This is a genomic window from Haloarcula litorea (genome assembly GCF_029338195.1).
Lineage (GTDB): Archaea > Halobacteriota > Halobacteria > Halobacteriales > Haloarculaceae > Haloarcula > Haloarcula litorea.
The window spans coordinates 1,273,624-1,288,536 of sequence record NZ_CP119779.1 but is presented as its reverse complement, the minus strand read 5'-3'; the positions used below and the strand labels follow the sequence as shown (position 1 = coordinate 1,288,536).

General features: G+C 71.5%; 15 protein-coding genes. 9 read left to right on the top strand and 6 right to left on the bottom strand.

Annotation, left to right across the window (positions count from 1 at the left end; all coding sequences use genetic code 11):
• The first annotated feature begins 31 nt into the window (after positions 1-31).
• Both hisI and P0592_RS06740 read left to right on the top strand, forming a co-directional pair.
• Positions 32-394, top strand: a complete 363-nt coding sequence (gene hisI, locus P0592_RS06745) for a phosphoribosyl-AMP cyclohydrolase (RefSeq protein WP_276273516.1) — start codon at positions 32-34, stop codon at positions 392-394.
• A complete protein-coding gene (locus P0592_RS06740; protein ID WP_276273515.1) occupies positions 394-1,506 on the top strand; it encodes a DUF7118 family protein in 1,113 nt (370 codons plus the stop codon). Before hisI ends, P0592_RS06740 begins: the two co-directional genes overlap by 1 nt.
• A gap of 37 nt (positions 1,507-1,543) precedes the next feature.
• Here the strand turns inward: P0592_RS06740 and glmM are convergent, their stop codons facing one another.
• The gene (gene glmM, locus P0592_RS06735) at positions 1,544-2,908 is read right to left on the bottom strand and encodes a phosphoglucosamine mutase (protein WP_276273514.1); all 1,365 of its coding nucleotides are present in this window, start codon (positions 2,906-2,908) and stop codon (positions 1,544-1,546) included.
• A gap of 145 nt (positions 2,909-3,053) precedes the next feature.
• Here glmM and hisB point away from each other — a divergent pair, with 145 nt between their 5' ends.
• The 5 genes from hisB to P0592_RS06710 are packed head-to-tail and all read left to right on the top strand — an operon-like array spanning position 3,054 to position 7,212.
• Complete coding sequence (gene hisB / locus P0592_RS06730; RefSeq protein WP_276273513.1) at positions 3,054-3,644, top strand: imidazoleglycerol-phosphate dehydratase HisB; 591 nt, start codon at positions 3,054-3,056, stop codon at positions 3,642-3,644.
• Positions 3,645-3,648: 4 nt separating this feature from the next.
• Positions 3,649-4,152, top strand: a complete 504-nt coding sequence (locus P0592_RS06725) for a TrpY family transcription regulator (RefSeq protein WP_276273512.1) — start codon at positions 3,649-3,651, stop codon at positions 4,150-4,152.
• A 1-nt stretch (position 4,153) separates the two neighbouring features.
• Positions 4,154-4,507, top strand: coding sequence for a 2Fe-2S iron-sulfur cluster-binding protein (locus P0592_RS06720; RefSeq protein WP_276273511.1), 354 nt, complete (start codon positions 4,154-4,156; stop codon positions 4,505-4,507).
• On the top strand, positions 4,504-5,115 hold the full coding sequence (locus tag P0592_RS06715; protein ID WP_276273510.1) for an IMPACT family protein: 612 nt from the start codon (positions 4,504-4,506) through the stop codon (positions 5,113-5,115). Before P0592_RS06720 ends, P0592_RS06715 begins: the two co-directional genes overlap by 4 nt.
• Before the next feature lie 39 nt (positions 5,116-5,154).
• On the top strand, positions 5,155-7,212 hold the full coding sequence (locus P0592_RS06710) for a S9 family peptidase (RefSeq protein ID WP_276273509.1): 2,058 nt from the start codon (positions 5,155-5,157) through the stop codon (positions 7,210-7,212).
• A gap of 198 nt (positions 7,213-7,410) precedes the next feature.
• Here the strand turns inward: P0592_RS06710 and upp are convergent, their stop codons facing one another.
• The 5 genes from upp to P0592_RS06685 all read right to left on the bottom strand — a co-directional run bounded on the left by upp (position 7,411) and on the right by P0592_RS06685 (position 13,309).
• Positions 7,411-8,088: a uracil phosphoribosyltransferase gene (gene upp / locus P0592_RS06705; RefSeq protein ID WP_276273508.1), complete on the bottom strand. Its 678-nt coding sequence runs from the start codon at positions 8,086-8,088 to the stop codon at positions 7,411-7,413.
• A gap of 52 nt (positions 8,089-8,140) precedes the next feature.
• Positions 8,141-10,873, bottom strand: coding sequence for a TRAP transporter permease (locus tag P0592_RS06700; protein WP_276273507.1), 2,733 nt, complete (start codon positions 10,871-10,873; stop codon positions 8,141-8,143).
• Entirely contained in the window at positions 10,870-11,355 is a 486-nt protein-coding gene (locus tag P0592_RS06695; RefSeq protein WP_276273506.1) for a DUF1850 domain-containing protein, read from the bottom strand. The genes P0592_RS06700 and P0592_RS06695 overlap by 4 nt, the downstream gene beginning before the upstream one ends.
• 49 nt (positions 11,356-11,404) lie before the next feature.
• On the bottom strand, positions 11,405-12,481 hold the full coding sequence (locus P0592_RS06690) for a TAXI family TRAP transporter solute-binding subunit (protein ID WP_276273505.1): 1,077 nt from the start codon (positions 12,479-12,481) through the stop codon (positions 11,405-11,407).
• 135 nt (positions 12,482-12,616) lie between these two features.
• The gene (locus P0592_RS06685) at positions 12,617-13,309 is read right to left on the bottom strand and encodes a type 1 glutamine amidotransferase domain-containing protein (protein ID WP_276273504.1); all 693 of its coding nucleotides are present in this window, start codon (positions 13,307-13,309) and stop codon (positions 12,617-12,619) included.
• A 151-nt stretch (positions 13,310-13,460) separates the two neighbouring features.
• Here P0592_RS06685 and P0592_RS06680 point away from each other — a divergent pair, with 151 nt between their 5' ends.
• Together P0592_RS06680 and P0592_RS06675 are read left to right on the top strand one after the other, a co-directional pair.
• On the top strand, positions 13,461-14,162 hold the full coding sequence (locus P0592_RS06680) for a DUF5828 family protein (RefSeq protein ID WP_276273503.1): 702 nt from the start codon (positions 13,461-13,463) through the stop codon (positions 14,160-14,162).
• Positions 14,163-14,353: 191 nt separating this feature from the next.
• Positions 14,354-14,905 (top strand): type IV pilin N-terminal domain-containing protein, encoded by a 552-nt coding sequence (locus P0592_RS06675; protein ID WP_276273502.1) that lies wholly within the window; start codon positions 14,354-14,356, stop codon positions 14,903-14,905.
• Positions 14,906-14,913 lie beyond the last annotated feature (8 nt).

Below are 14,913 nucleotides of genomic sequence, written 5' to 3'. Positions count from 1 at the left end.
GACCTATCTCCGAGACGGGCCACCCTCCGGTATGACCGAGGTCGACCTCGCGTTCGACGAGCAGGAGTACCTCCCGGCGGTCGCACAGGACGCCGACTCCGGCGAGGTGCTGATGCTCGCGTACGTCACCGAGCGGGCGCTGGAGCGGTCCCGGGAGACGGGCTACGCGCACTACTACTCCCGGAGCCGCGACGAACTCTGGAAGAAGGGCGCGACCAGCGGCCACACGCAGGAGCTGTCCGAGATCCGGGTCGACTGCGACGGCGACGCCGTCCTCTACCTGGTCGACCAGACCGGCGGGGCCTGCCACACCGGCCACGAGTCCTGTTTCTACCGGACCGTCGACGGCGAGGCCGTCGGCGAGCAGGTGTTCGACCCGGACGACGTCTACTGATGGCCGACGCCGCACGCGACCTCCGGACGGCCGCCGACGACCTGGAGCGGGCTCGCGAGCGCGTCGAGACGGTCGGGGAGACCCAGTTGCGTCGCTGCCGGGAGGCCTACCGCGAACTGCTCGACCTGCTGGACCGCTACGAGGGCCGGGCGACCGGCAGCGGCGACTTCAAGGCGTTCACGGAGTTCCAGGGGGCCGTCGCCACGCTGGCGGAGGACCTCGACGAGGACCTGCCCGAGCGGGAGACGTTCGAGGCCGTCGACGACTACCTCCAGCAGCGGCGGCTCTCGGAGGCCGACTTCGAGACCGCGCGCCGGAAACTGGAGCCCGTCGGCGACCTCGTCGGCCGCCTCGACGAGTGGGAGCGGGCCCGCGAGGACTACGCGGACGCCCGGCGGGCCGCCCGCCGCCGGCTCGACGAACTGGACGAGCGCGTCGCCGAGCTCGAGCGGCTCCGGCGGCTCGGCGACGCCGACCTCGACGCCCCGGTCGACCGGCTGCGCGAGCCCGTCGGGGCCTACGACGACGCCGTCCGCGAGGCGTTCCGCGAGTTCCGCAGCGACGCGCCCGCCCGGGAGCTGCTCGCGCTGGTCGAGCGGACGGAGGCGTTCCCGCTCGTCGAGTTCACGCCGCCGCCCGACGACCTGCTCGCGTACGTCCGCGACCACGAGGCGGGCACGGAGCCGGTGCCGACGCTGCTGGAGTACGCCGACTACTCGGCCTCGAAGCTGGCCCACTACGTCGACGACGCGGCGGCGCTCCAGCGGGCCGTCGCCACCCGGCGGACCTACCTCCGGAACCTCGACGCCGAGCCGCTGACGGTCGGCTGGCCGCCGCCGCCGGCCGACCACCTGCCGTGGCTGGCCCGGGAGTACCGCCGCGTCGTCGCGAGCTTCGCCGACGAGACCGTCGTCGCACGCCTGCGGGACGTGCGCGCACTGGCCGACCGCGAGGACTACGAGCGCCTGCGCGAGAGCGCCGTCGCGCGGGCGGAGCTGACCGACGAGGAGCACGAGCGACTGGCAAGCGGCGCGGTCGAGCGGGACCTGCGGGCCGCCCGCGAGGAGCGGTCGGCCATCGAGGACGCGCTCGCGGCACACGACCCGCTGTAGCGAGTCGGCCTCCGAGAGCCGCCGCTCGGGGACCGCTCTACCGCTCGGCCGCGGCCTTGGCCGCGTCGACCATCTCCCCCGCCAGCTCTTCGGCCCGCTCGGGCGTCCGCGCCTCGGCGTAGACGCGGACGACCGGCTCCGTGCCCGAGGGGCGGGCCAGCACCCAGCCGTCGCCGTAGTCCAGCCGCCAGCCGTCGGTAGTGTCGAGGTCGGCGGCGGCGTCGCCGGCGTAGGCCTCGATCCCGTCGAGCATCGCCGCCCGCTCGCCGTCGCCGGCGACGTTGAGGTTCCGGCGGACGTTGTAGTAGTCGTCGTAGGGCGCGACCAGGTCGCGGGCCGGCGTCTCCGCGACGAGTTCGCAGAACCGCGCGGCGGTGTAGGCCCCGTCGCGGGCGATCCGGTAGTCCGGGAACAGGACCCCGCCGTTGCCCTCGCCGGCGAGGGCGACGTGGGTGCCCCGCTCCTGCATCGCCCGGATGCGGCTGACGATGTGGGTCGAGCCGATGGGCGTCAGCGACAGCGTCGCGCCGGCGTCCTCGACGACGTCGACCAGCCGCTGGGAGGCGTTGACCGCGGAGACGACGCCGTCGCCAGCGTCCAGTTCCGCCGCGGCCAGGGCCGCAAGCGCCGCGTCGCCCTCGACGTGGTCGCCGGTGCCGTCGACGAACATCGCCCGGTCGGCGTCGCCGTCGTGGGCGATCCCCAGGTCGGCGTCGGTCGCCGCGACGTAGGCCCGCAGGTCCCCGAGGTTGGCCGCGACGGGTTCGGGGTCCCGCCCGGGGAAGTGACCGTCCGGCTGTGCGTTGACGGTGTGGACCGTACAGCCCAGCTCTCGGAACAGGTCTGGGCTTGTCAGCGACCCCGCGCCGTGGCCGGGGTCGACGACGACGGTGAGGTCGGCGTCGGCGATGCGCTCGCGGTCGACGGCGTCGAGGAGCTCCTCGCGGTAGCGCCGCCGGGCCGCCTCGACCCGGCGGTCCGTCCCCGTCCCGTCCCACGCCACCGTCGGGGCGTCGCCCTCCATCGCCGCCTCGACGCGGTCCAGCGTCTCGCGGGTGAGCTCGACGCCCTCGCCGCCGATCAGCTTGATCCCGTTGTACGCCGGCGGGTTGTGGCTCGCGGTCACCATCACCCCGGGGACCCCCGCCCGCTCGCAGTGGGCCTGGAGGCCGGGGGTCGGGACGACGCCGAGCCGGTCGACGTCGAAGCCCGCGCCGGTCAGCCCGGCCGTCGCCGCGTTGGCGAAGGTCCGTCCCGTCGTCCGCGTGTCCCGAGCGACCGCCACGCGGTCGTGGTCGCCGGCCCAGACGCTGCCGGCCGCCTGTGCCACCCGCAGGACTGACGCCGCCGTCACCTCCTCGCCAGCGACGCCCCGAACGCCGCTGGACCCGAACACGTGCATTCGGTCGGGTCTCTGTCGGCGACGGGCTTATTGGTGTCGCCAGCGGTCGGCGAGGGAAGCAGTTCGACCGCGCGCCGATCCAGACGGCGGCTGTGGCGACAGCGGGGACGCAATCACCAAATAGCCGGGCCGACACGGATACGGTATGAGCGAGGCGCGCACGGCGGCCGTCACCCGCGAGACGGCCGAGACGGACATCGAGGTGACGCTCGACGTCGACGGGGACGGCGACTCGACCGTCGACACCGGCATCGGCTTCTTCGACCACATGCTCGACGCCTTCGCCACCCACGGCCTGTTCGACCTGACCGTCGACTGCGACGGCGACCTGGAGATCGACGACCACCACACCGTCGAGGACGTGGCGATCACGCTGGGCGAGGCCTTCGACGAGGCGCTGGGCGAGAAGCGTGGCATCGAGCGGTTCGCCGACCGGCGGGTACCGCTCGACGAGGCGGTCGCCGGCGTCGTCGTCGACGTCTCGGGCCGCCCGTACTTCGCCTTCGAGGGGGAGTTCTCCCAGGGGCGGGTCGGCGGGCTGACGAGCCGGATGGCCCGGCACTTCTGTCGCTCGCTGGCGACCAACGCCGGCCTGACGCTGCACTGCGAGATCGAGGGCGGGAACGCCCACCACGAGATCGAGGCGCTGTTCAAGGGGCTGGCCCGCGCGCTGGACGACGCGACCCGGATCGACGAGCGCCGCGGCGACGTCGCCAGCACGAAGGGCGAACTGTAGCCGGATGTTCGACCAGATTATGCGGAAGTTCGAGGACTCGCCGGGCCAGCAGGCCGTCGTCCGCCTCCTGCTGGAGCGGGGGTTCTCGGTCAACGAGGACGGCCGTGTGGTCTCGGGGGGGATCGAGATCCCCAACACCGGCATCGCCCGCGAGGCCGACGTGGACCGCCGGGTGGTCAACGCGACCACGGAGGCCATCCTCGAAGACGAGGAGCTGCGGCGCATCTTCCGGAACATCTCGGCGGTGCCCAGCCTGCTCGACCTGGCTCCCGTGCTCGACCTGACGGCGATGACCGTCCGCGTCCGGGCGGCCACCGAGTCCGGCATCGTCGCCGAGGTCACGAGCGCCATCGCCGACCGGGACATCCCAATCCGCCAGGTGCTGACCGAGGACCCGGAGTTCACCGACGAGGCGGTGCTGTACGTCATCACCGACGAGGAGCTGCCTGGCGACCTCATCAACGAGATCCGGACGATGCCGTTCGTCCGCACCATCGAGCTGGCCTGAGATGGCGACGATCACCGTCGAGACGCCCGACGGCGAGACCCACGCGGTGACCGCCGAGGCCGGCCAGCCGCTCCGGGACGCGCTGCTGGCGGCGGACCTGAGCCCCCACGGGCGGTACGCCCGACGGCTCAACTGCGGCGGCCGGGGGCTGTGTGCCACCTGCGGCGTGCGCCTGCTGGACGCGCCCGAGCCCGACCACTGGCACGACGACCTCGCCGACCGCTTCGGCTACCCGCGGCTGGCCTGCCAGCTCGCCGTCCGCGACGGGATGCGCGTCGAACTGCTGGACAAGCGGGTGTGGGGCGGGCGAGAATCGAGCGGCGGGGCCGGGAGCGGGGGTGAGGGCGGGGAGTGAGCGAGTCCTACCGTACCGTCGGCGAGCGCGCCAGCGCGGCGTTCGAAGTCCGGGGCTCGGAGTTCGTCGGCCACGTCGCCCCCGCCGAGTCCGTCGACGCCGCCGAGGAGTTCGTCGAGCGGGTCCGGACGGAGTACGACGACGCGACCCACAACGTCCCGGCCTACCGGGTGCGGGCCTCGCCGTTCCGGGAGTATTCCAGCGACGACGGCGAGCCCGGCGGCAGCGCCGGCAAGCCCGCGCTGAACGTCCTGCAACAGCGGGACTTAGAGAACGTCGTCGCCGTCGTCACCCGCTACTACGGCGGGACGAACCTCGGCGTCGGCGGGCTGGCCCGGGCGTACTCGCGGGCGGTCAAGGAGGGCGTCGACGCCGCCGGCGTCGTCGAGACGGTCCCCCACGAGCGGTTCACCGTCACCGTCGCCTACGACGACTCGGGCAGCGTCCGCGGCCTGCTCGAATCGGCCGGCGTCGAGTTCGAGGCCGACTACGCCGAAGACGTGGCCTTCGCGGTCCGGGTCCCCGAGGCCGACGGCGCGGCCCTGCGGGACCGCATCCGGAGCGCCACCAGCGGTCGGGCCGACATCGACGGCGGCACGAACCGCTGAGGCCCGAACTGCTTTGAGTGACGCCCCACAGGAGGCGGTATGACCGGCCGACCCATCGAGGCAGCGGACTTCCACGACGTCGCCGTCCCCGAGGACCCCCGGCTCTCGCCGGACGGCGACCGGGTGGCGTTCGTGAAGCGAGTCCCGACGGACGAGGAGTCCTACGAGCGCACCGTCCACGTCGTCCCGAGCGACGGCGGCGCGACGCGGCGGTTCACGCTGGCCGAGGGCGAGGACGCCGAACCGCGCTGGTCGCCCTCCGGCGACCGCCTGGCGTTCACCTCAACCCGCGGGGCCGACGACGACCGCCAGCAGCTCTGGGTCCTGCCGACCGACGGCGGCGAGGCCCGGCAGGTGACCGACGTGGTCGGCGGCGTCTCGAGCATCGAGTGGAGCCCCGACGGGACACAAATCGCCTTCCTCCAGCGGGTCACACCCGAGGACCGCGAGAACGACCGGGACCGCGCGGTCCCCCAGGAGTACGAGCCAGAGGAGCCGGACCCCCGCGTGATCGACCGCACCGTCTACCGGACCGCCGAGCGGTACTTCGACGGCGCGCGCCCGCAGGCGTACGTCGTCTCGCTGGCCGACGACGAGGTGGAACGGGTCACCGACTGCGACCACGACCACGCGAGCCCGACCTTCGGGGACGCCGAGACGCTGTACGTCGCCGCCCACCGGGTCGGCGAGGACCCCGACGACGACGTGCGCTACGACATCGTGGCCCACGACCTCGCGGCCGGGGACAGCGAGCAGGTCCACCGCTCGTCGGGGTGGGCCGCGGCGCTGACCGCGACCGAAGACGGCCGGGTCGCCCACCTCCACAGCGAGCGCGAGCGCGTCTCGATGCAGCCCGTCGAGTTGCACGTCTACGACCGGACGAGCGAGACGGTCCACGACGTGACCGCACCCCTCGACCGCACGCTGGGCCTGGACGCCGCGCCGGTCTGGGGACCCGACGGGGAGACGCTCTACTTCACGACGCCCGACGAGGGCGCGACGGCCGTCTGGGAAGCGACGGGCGACGGGAGCGGCGAGCCCGAGCGCCTGTTCCGAGGGGGGAGCGTCGACGGTCTCGACGCCGGAGAGGACGCCGTCGCGGTCACCCGCAGCGAGGCCGACCACCCCGGCGACGTGTTCCTGGTCGGCGACGACGGGGACCGACGGCTGACCCACCTCAACGCCGACTACCTCGAGGAGGTGGCCGTCGGCGAGCCCGAACCGCTGACCGTCGAGTCAGAACAGGGCCGCGTCGAGGGGTGGGTGCTCACCCCGCCCGGGTTCGAGGACGGCGACGACGGCGAGCACCCGCTGGTCGTCGAGGTCCACGGCGGTCCCCACGCGATGTGGACCGCGAGCGGGACGATGTGGCACGAGTTCCAGACGCTGGCCGCCCGCGGGTACGTCGTCGCCTGGGCCAATCCGCGGGGCTCGACGGGCTACGGCGAGGCGTTCATGCAGGCCATCGAGCGCGACTGGGGCGAGGTGACCCTGACCGACGTACTGGCGGTCGCCGAGGCCGTCGCCGACCGCGAGAGCGTCGACGCCGACGAGGTGTTCCTCACCGGCGGCTCCTTCGGGGGCTACCTCACCTCCTGGGCCGTCGGCCACACCGACCGCTTCCGGGCGGCCGTCGCCCAGCGTGGCGTGTACGACCTGACGGGGTTCTACGGATCGACCGACGGCGCGTACAAGCTCGTCGAGGGGGACTTCGATGCGACGCCGTGGGACGACCCCGAGTTCCTCTGGGACCACTCGCCGGTCGCCCACGCCGACGCCGTCGACACGCCGACCCTGCTTCTACATTCGGACCGGGACTACCGCACGCCGGCCAACACGGCCGAGCTGTTCCACCGGGGCCTCCGCAAACACGGCGTCGACACCCGGCTGGTCCGCTACCCCCGCGAGGGCCACGAACTCTCGCGGTCGGGCGAGCCGGGCCACGTCGTCGACCGCATCGAGCGCATCGCGCGGTGGTTCGACGGCTACTCCGACCACCGCGACGCAGCACGGGCGCTGGACCGGCCCGACGAGGCGGGCCTCTCGGCGGGCGAGGACCCCGACGACGAGGGGTCGGCCGACGAGTCGGACGGCTGACGGTTCGACAGGCGACGAGACTCGGGCGACCCTGATACGTCGTGCGTGCGTCTGACGCCGTTTCCTGTGGAAGTGGAAACCGATCGCTGCCTAGTGGTTTTCCAACTGAAGAGAAGGGGTTCGACGGGCGACGTACTCGGCGGGACTGGCGGGACCTGCCTCTATACCGACGCCACGGAAAGGCGTTTCGTGTCCCGCTCAGTTGGTGCGGAACGCCCGGTCGCCGGCGTCGCCCAGTCCGGGGACGATGTAGCCGTCGTCGTCGAGTTCCTCGTCGATGGCGACGGTCAGCAGGTCGACGTCGGGGAACTGCTCGGCGACCCGGACGACGCCCGGCGGCGCGGCCACCGCCGAGAGGACGACGAGCCGCTCGGGGTCGACGTCCTGGCTCCGGATGTGCTCTAACACGGTACACATCGTCGACCCGGTGGCGAGCATCGGGTCGGCGACGATGACCGTGTCCTCGGGGCCGAGGTCGGGCATCTTCTCGTACTCGACGGAGATGGGGAACTCCCCGTCGTCGTCCATCCCCGCGGACTCGTCGCGGGAGGCCGAGATGACGCCCTGTCGGGCGCGGGGGAAGGCCTTGAGCAGGCCCTCGACGAACGGCGTCGCGGCCCGCAGGATGTTGACGATGACGACGTCGTCCAGGCCCTTCACCCGCTCGCCCATCGTCGTCGTCAGCGGCGTCTGGACCTCGGCGTACTCCGTCTCGAAGCGGCCGTCGATGATCTCGTAGCCGCAGATGCGACCGAGCCGGACCAGCCCCTTCCGGAACGCGACCTGTTCCGTGTCCACGTCCCGCAGTTTCGTCAGTTCGTCCTTGGCGAGCGCGTGCGTGACGACGGAGGCGTCGCCGCGCTGTTCGATCGGCATACCCGCCCGTGTGTCGCGCGCCGAGTAAACCCTGACGACAGCGGCCCGCGGGTCAGGCCGGCCCCGGATCCGGCGTCGGATCGGTCGTCGGGTCCGCACGGCGTCGGTCCTCGACGACCAGCGCCAGGAAGAGCGCGAGGCCGACGGCCCGCAGGCCGATGTCCAGCACCAGCGTCACCTCGACCCCGGGGACGCCGACCAGCCCCAGCAGGTCGAACAGCCCCGAGACGGCCAGCCCGGGGGCCATCAACAGGACGGAGCTTGCCGCGAAGGCGGCCCGCCGGCCGCGGGACAGCGGGGCCGAGACGTGGCCGATGACCGTCGCCGCCAGCGCGACGACGCCGACGAACACCGCCAGCACGGGGATCGCCACCTCGAAGACGGCGAAGGCGGGGTCGAGGAAATCCGAGAACTGGACGACGCGGTACTGCTCGCCCAGCGGCAGTTCGCTCGCGTTCTCCTTGCGCCGTAGGAGGACGATCCCGGGGGTGAGGATGAACGCGAAGGGCACGATGGCCTTGTTCAGCGACAGGGAGAACGCCTCGATCCCCGTCTGGAAGGCGTCGGACTTGGCGACGCCGGAGGCGGCGTAGGCGGCCACCGCCACCGGCGGCGTGATGTCGGCGATCACCCCGAAGTAGAGGATGAACAGGTGGGCGGCCAGTTCGGGGACGCCGAAGCCGACCAGCGCCGGGGCCAGCAGCGAGACGAGGATGATGTAGGTGACCGTCGTCGGCATCCCCATCCCGAGGATGATGGAGGCGACGGCGGTCACGAGCAACAGGAGCACGAGCGAGCCGCCGGCGACGGCCCGGATGAGCGCGACCAGGTTCGGGCCGAGGCCGGAGACGCTGATGACGCCGGGGATGATGCCGGCGGCGGCGACGGCGACGACCACCGGGACGGCGGTGCGGGCACCGCTCTCCATCGAGGTGCCGAGGAAGGTCCCCAGGCGGTAGAGCCCGTTGCTGGCCCACTCGCTGCGGCCGATGGCCGCGGCCGTCGTCTCGGCGGCGTCGTCGACGGCGTCGTCGTAGGCGAGGATGGGCGAGTCGAGGTACGGCCGCGTGGCCAGCGTGAGGACGCCCGCGACGATGGCGATCCCGCCCAGTTCGCCGACCGTCGCGGCGAAGGCCGCCCCGAGGGACTGGGGACCCTCTCCCTCGCCGGCGATGGCCCCGAGGACGCCCGCGCCGGCGAGCAGCTCCGCGAGGAGCGTGCCGACGAACAGGACCCCGAAGATCGCGCCGAGTCGCCCCCGCGTCTCGTCGCTGTAGGCCGCGACGAGCGTGATGAGCGCCCCGATGGCGATGAGCGTGAACCACGCCGAGCGGGCGACCGACAGGCGTTCGACGATGAGATAGAAGAGGAGGAGCCCGATGGGGACGAGGTAGAACCACCCGCTCCGGAGGTGGTCGCGCACGTCCACCAGTTCCGAGGGATCGAGGCCACCGATCCCCTCCTTGCTCGCCTCGAAGTGGACCATCACCCAGACGCCGAAGAAGAAGACGATGGCGGGGATCGTCGCCGCGACGATGACGTCCCGGAACGGCGTCACGGTGTACTGGACGATGAGGAAGGCGGCCGCGCCCATCACCGGCGGGAGGATCTGCCCGCCAGAGGAGGCGGAGGCCTCGACGCCGCCCGCGAACTCCGGGCGGTAGCCCGACCGCTTCATCAGCGGGATCGTGAACGCGCCCGTGGTGACGGTGTTGGCGATCGAGGAGCCGGAGATGGTCCCCATGAAGCCGCTGGCGAGGATGGAGGCCTTGGCCGGGCCGCCCTGTCGGGTCCCGGTCACGCCGTAGGCCAGGTCGATGAACCACTGGCCCGCGCCGGACATCTCCAGGAACGCGCCAAAGAGGATGAAGATGTAGATGAACTGCACGGAGACGGTGACCGGGATGCCGAACACGCCGTTCTCCGTGTTGTACCAGAGGTTCTGGACGATGGAGGTCCAGTCGAGCGGCGGGATCGAGAGGACGCCGACGTAGGCCGCGTCCTGCGGGATGAGGAAGCCGAATCGGGCGTAGACGACGAACGAGGCGACGATGATCATCAGGTAGAGGCTGATGGCCCGCCGGGTCGCCTCCAGGACGAGGAGGACGCCGATCACGCCGAGCACGAACGCGTAGGAGGTCTCTGCCAGCGGGCCGAGCAGGGGCGTCAGCGGGTCGAGGAAGGTGAACACCTCCTGTATCGGCCGGCCGGCCTCCAGGCCCAGCGCGCGCATCCGCTGGATCTCCTGGAAGTCGGTGACGAAGTACGCCGCCGCCAGCACGGCGATGCCGGACAACACCAGATCCAGCGGCGTCACCCGTTCCATCTCCCGGTCGACGAGCAGCCACGACGCGCCGGCCCCGACCGCCCGGGTCGCCCGCGCCACCGGGTGGCCGCGTCCGAGCAGCTCGTCCTGTCGCGCCGACAGCGAGCGCGCCCGGGACCACACTACCCCGTCGCCGGTCACCGACGGGTACAGCAGGAAGGTGAGCACGAGCGCGAACGCGACGTGGATGGCGTTGATCTGGAGCAGCTGCAGGGCAGCGAGCGTGAACGTCCCCAGCCCCGGGAGCGTCACCGAGAGGACGAACCCCCGAGCGGCCAGCCACATCTGGAACACCGAGAAGCTGATACCGACGACGGCGACGGCCACCGCCGCCGGGCCCGCGAGCGAGCGCTTGCGCTCGATCTCCTGTAACACCTCGTCGACCTCCTCGTCGGAGATGGCGTCGTCGGTCACGTCCCGGTCCGTCGACGGGTCGCGGTCGTCGTCTGAGACACTCATAGGATTGTCTCCAGTACAGTCGCGAGCGGCGGCCGACGCTCCAGTCGCAGCGTCACCGAGCGGCCGTCGGTCAGGGCCACGAGGTCGTAGCGCCGGTCGCCGACCCGCAGCGTGTGCCCGGCCACCTCGCCGGGCGCGACGGTGAGGCGGGTGTACGAGCGGTCGGGATCGAAGACGAACGAGCCGTTCTCGCGGGCGACGTCCGCGCCGCTGGGCAGCCCCCAGCCGTAGGACTCGAAGACCATCCGAGTCATCACGAGCCGGTCGCCGCGGACCGCGTACTCGTCGACGACGGGGGTCTGCTCGACGCTGTGGGTGTAGGTCAGCGCGACCGTCGTCCCGTTCTCGACCGGCGCGGTCAGATAGGTCTCGCCGGTCTCCGCGTCCGCGGCGACGAGGACGCGCTCGGTCGGGACCGCGCCGGCGCTCCCGACGCACACGACCACGAGTATGGCGACCGTGACGGCGTGGCTCCGGTTCATCTGGCTCGTCGGCGAAGTCGGTTGGCGGGCGGTGCGACCACGGGCCGGGTCAGCCCTCGAAGTAGGTCGCCGCGCCGGGGTGGAGCTCGATGGACATCCCGTCCTGTGCCGAGTCCCGGCTGATGAAGTCCGTCTTGATCGTGAGGTCGTCGACGTTGTCGAAGATCGCCGCAGTCACCGTCTCGACCGTCGACGCCTCCATCTCCGACCGGGTCGCGATCATCGCCTGGACGGCCACGGTCTCGACGGCCTGGTCGACGCCGGTGTAGGTGCCCGCCGGGATCGTGTCGTCGGCGAACCACGACGCCGCCTCCTTGACCGCCTCGCGGTTGTCCCCCCGGATGGGGACGATGACGAGGTCGTTCGTGTTCGCGAGGTCCTCGATCGCGCCGACGGGCCAGCCGCCGACCACGAACGCCGCGTCGATGTCGCCGTTCCGGAGCTGGTCGGCCGCCTGCGAGAACGAGGCGTTCTGCTCGGTGAAGTCGCTGATGCCGACCGCCTCCAGGATCTGGAGGGCGTTGACCTGCGTCCCCGACCCGAGGTCGCCGGTGTTGATGACCGCGCCCGAGAGGTCCGACAGTTGGGTGATGCCCGTGTTCGCCAGCGTGACGACGGTGATCGTCTCCGGGTACAGCGTCGCCACGCCCATCAGGTTCTCGACCGCGTTGTCCTGGAACGCCTCGATCCCGGTGCCGTTCTTCGCGAAGTAGGCGATGTCGTTCTGGATCAGCGCGAAGTCGGCGTCGCCGCTGGCGAGGTTGCCCACGTTCTCGACGCTGGCCCCGGTCGACTGGACGTTCAGCGTGAAGTCGGTGTTGTCCTCGACGACGGTCTTGAACTCGTTCGAGAGCGGGAAGTACGTCCCGCCGGTGCCGCCGGCGTGCCACGAGAGGCGGGTCTCGGTCCCGCCGTCGCCGCCGTCACCGCCGCCCCCGCCGTCGCCGCCGTTCCCGTCACCGCCGCCGTTCCCGTCACCGCCGCCGTTCCCGTCGCCACCGTCGCTGCCGTTCCCGTCGCCACCGTCGCCGCCGCCCCCGCCGTCGCCGCCACAGCCGGCGAGTGCGACGGCACCGGTCAGTCCCGCGGTACGGAGGAACCGTCGTCGAGTCTTTCGGTTCGACATATCCCCCGGATATGCCCGTCCCCGAGACTAAGCTATACACAGATTATCTACCGCCTTCCGGCGGCGTATGTTAGCTGTTGGCGTGTCAGGAGACGGCGACAGAAACCGCAGGACACCGCCCGTGACGAGCGGTAGTTAGGCCGGTCTTTCGACGCCCAGCTCCTCCAGCAGCGTCGTCGCGGCCGCGCTGGACGAGCCCGGCCCCCGCGCCGTCACCAGATCGCCGTCGACGGTGACGCTCGCGTCGGCGTCGAGCTCGGCGTCCCAGACGCCGCCGGCGGCCTTTACCTCGTCCTCGACCCAGTATGGGAGCTTCCGGCCGTCGGGCATCAGGTCGTCGTCGTCGACGATGCCCTCCTCCCACTCGTTGGGGAAGCCGGTGACCGAACGGCCCTCGACGAGGAAGCCGCCGTTCGTCGCTCGGGTGAACGCGAGGATGCCGACGGCGTGACAGACGACCAGCGCCTTCCCGCTGTCGCCCTCGACGGCGTCCCGCAGCAGGCGGCGCGCGTCGCTGTCCTGGTTGACGTCCCACTCGGTGCCGTGGCCGCCCGGGAAGACGACGGCGTCGTAGTCGCCGGCCTCGACGCGGGCGACGGGCGTCGGGTCGTTCAGCCGCTCGTCGTTCTCGTGGACGTCCATCACGTGTTCGGCCGTCTCCTCGCCGACCTCGTCGGGGTCGACCGAGCGCTCGTCGACCTCCGGCGGGTCGCCCGTCGGCGTCGCGACGGTGACGTCGACGCCGGCCTCCGAGAGCGTGGTCAGCGGCTCGATGCACTCCTCTCCCCAGTAGCCGTGCTCGCTGACGACGAACAGTGCGGATGTCATCACCCGGACGTACACGGGCGAGCCTGATAAGTGGCGGCTAGCAGCAGGTCACCGATCGGGCGGGGAGCCGGCGGGCGGAAGCGTTATTCGGTTGCAGCGGGAAGTATCGGCCGACCACGACAGGACGCCGTCGCTGGTACGTAATTCTACAATGGCAGATATGGAAGAGAGCGTCTCGGGATTCAAGACGCGTGGCGGCTGGGTCGACGTCGTCGAACACGGCGAGCGGATCACACGGGCACTGAAGGACATCTTCGACGAGGGCGAGGCCGACGCCGATCGGGATGCGCTGGCGGAGTTCGACGAGTGGCGACCCAAGAGCCACGAGCGACTGGACGAGGACGTCAACGAGAAGACCGCCGAGCAGGCGAGCGTCGGCGAAGGGAAAGGCGAACAGGCCGGGAAAGACCCGGACGAGGACCTCCAGACCGCCGGGGAGAAGCTCAGCGAGTCCTACGAGAACCTCGACGAGCCCGACGAGGCCATCGACAAGTGGAGCGAGTCCGTCGACTACGTCACGCGGGCGGCCGACTCGGCCAGCCGGAAGGCCCTGCGCCGGGTGGAGGACGCCGTCTACCGGAACGTGATGACCCAGATCGCTCCCTACTACTTCGACAACGAACTCGTCAGCGCGAACCTCCAGCGGATCAGCGGCGAGGACCCGGAGTACGTCTTCGAGGTCAACGTCAACGACGACGACCTGAAGATGCGGGTCTCGAACCGCCTGGCCGACTACGAGCAGGACGTCGAGCGCTGGCACGTCGACACCGAGAAGGTGACCGAGGCCGTCGAGGCCGCGGAGGGTGTGGACGCGGTCGAGCCGGGGGAGGAGACCGATGCGAAGACGAACTGAGGCGGGGCTCGGCCCGCCGATCGCGTCTTCCAGCATCGCCGACGCCAAAACGAACTGAGGCGGCCTCCGTGCGGTTCGACCGCCGAGCGGCGGAGGCGGGCGAGTCGCGTACGTCCGAACCGGCGGTTTCAGGCCGCGAAACCGCTCGTGACGGTTTATGTGAGGGCGACGAGTCGGTACGTCCGACCCCGATGTTCCCCTTCCCCATCCCCGGCCCGCCGGACCGTCGCCGAGCCGTCTCGCCCGTCGTCGGCGTCGTGTTGATGGCCGGCATCGTCGTCGTCCTCGCCGCCGTCGTCGGTAGCCTCGCGGTCGGGTTCGAGGGGGAGCTACGCGAGCCAGCGCCGACGGGAAGCTTCGAGCGGGCGTTCGTCGCGACGGGCGCGGACAACACGAACGACCGCCCCTACGTCGTCGTCACTCACGAACTCGGCCGGACGGTCGAGGCGGAACGGGTGTACATCAGAGACGAGTCGGGCAACACGGTCCGGTGGGACAACGTCTGGACCGGCGGGCCGGAGGTCCACGCCGGCGAGTACGTCCACATCGACGGGTTCCAGAGCGACGGCGCTCTCGACCCGATCTGCGAGGCCGGGCAGACCTATCGGATCATCGTGACCGACGGGGACGGCCGGACGCTCCTGCTGAACGAGTGGACCGCCCCGACCGACCCGCAGTTGCCGCCGTCCTCGTCCCACGACGACGACGGCGACGGCATCCCGAACTGGTGTCCCAACGAGTGAGCGGCGGG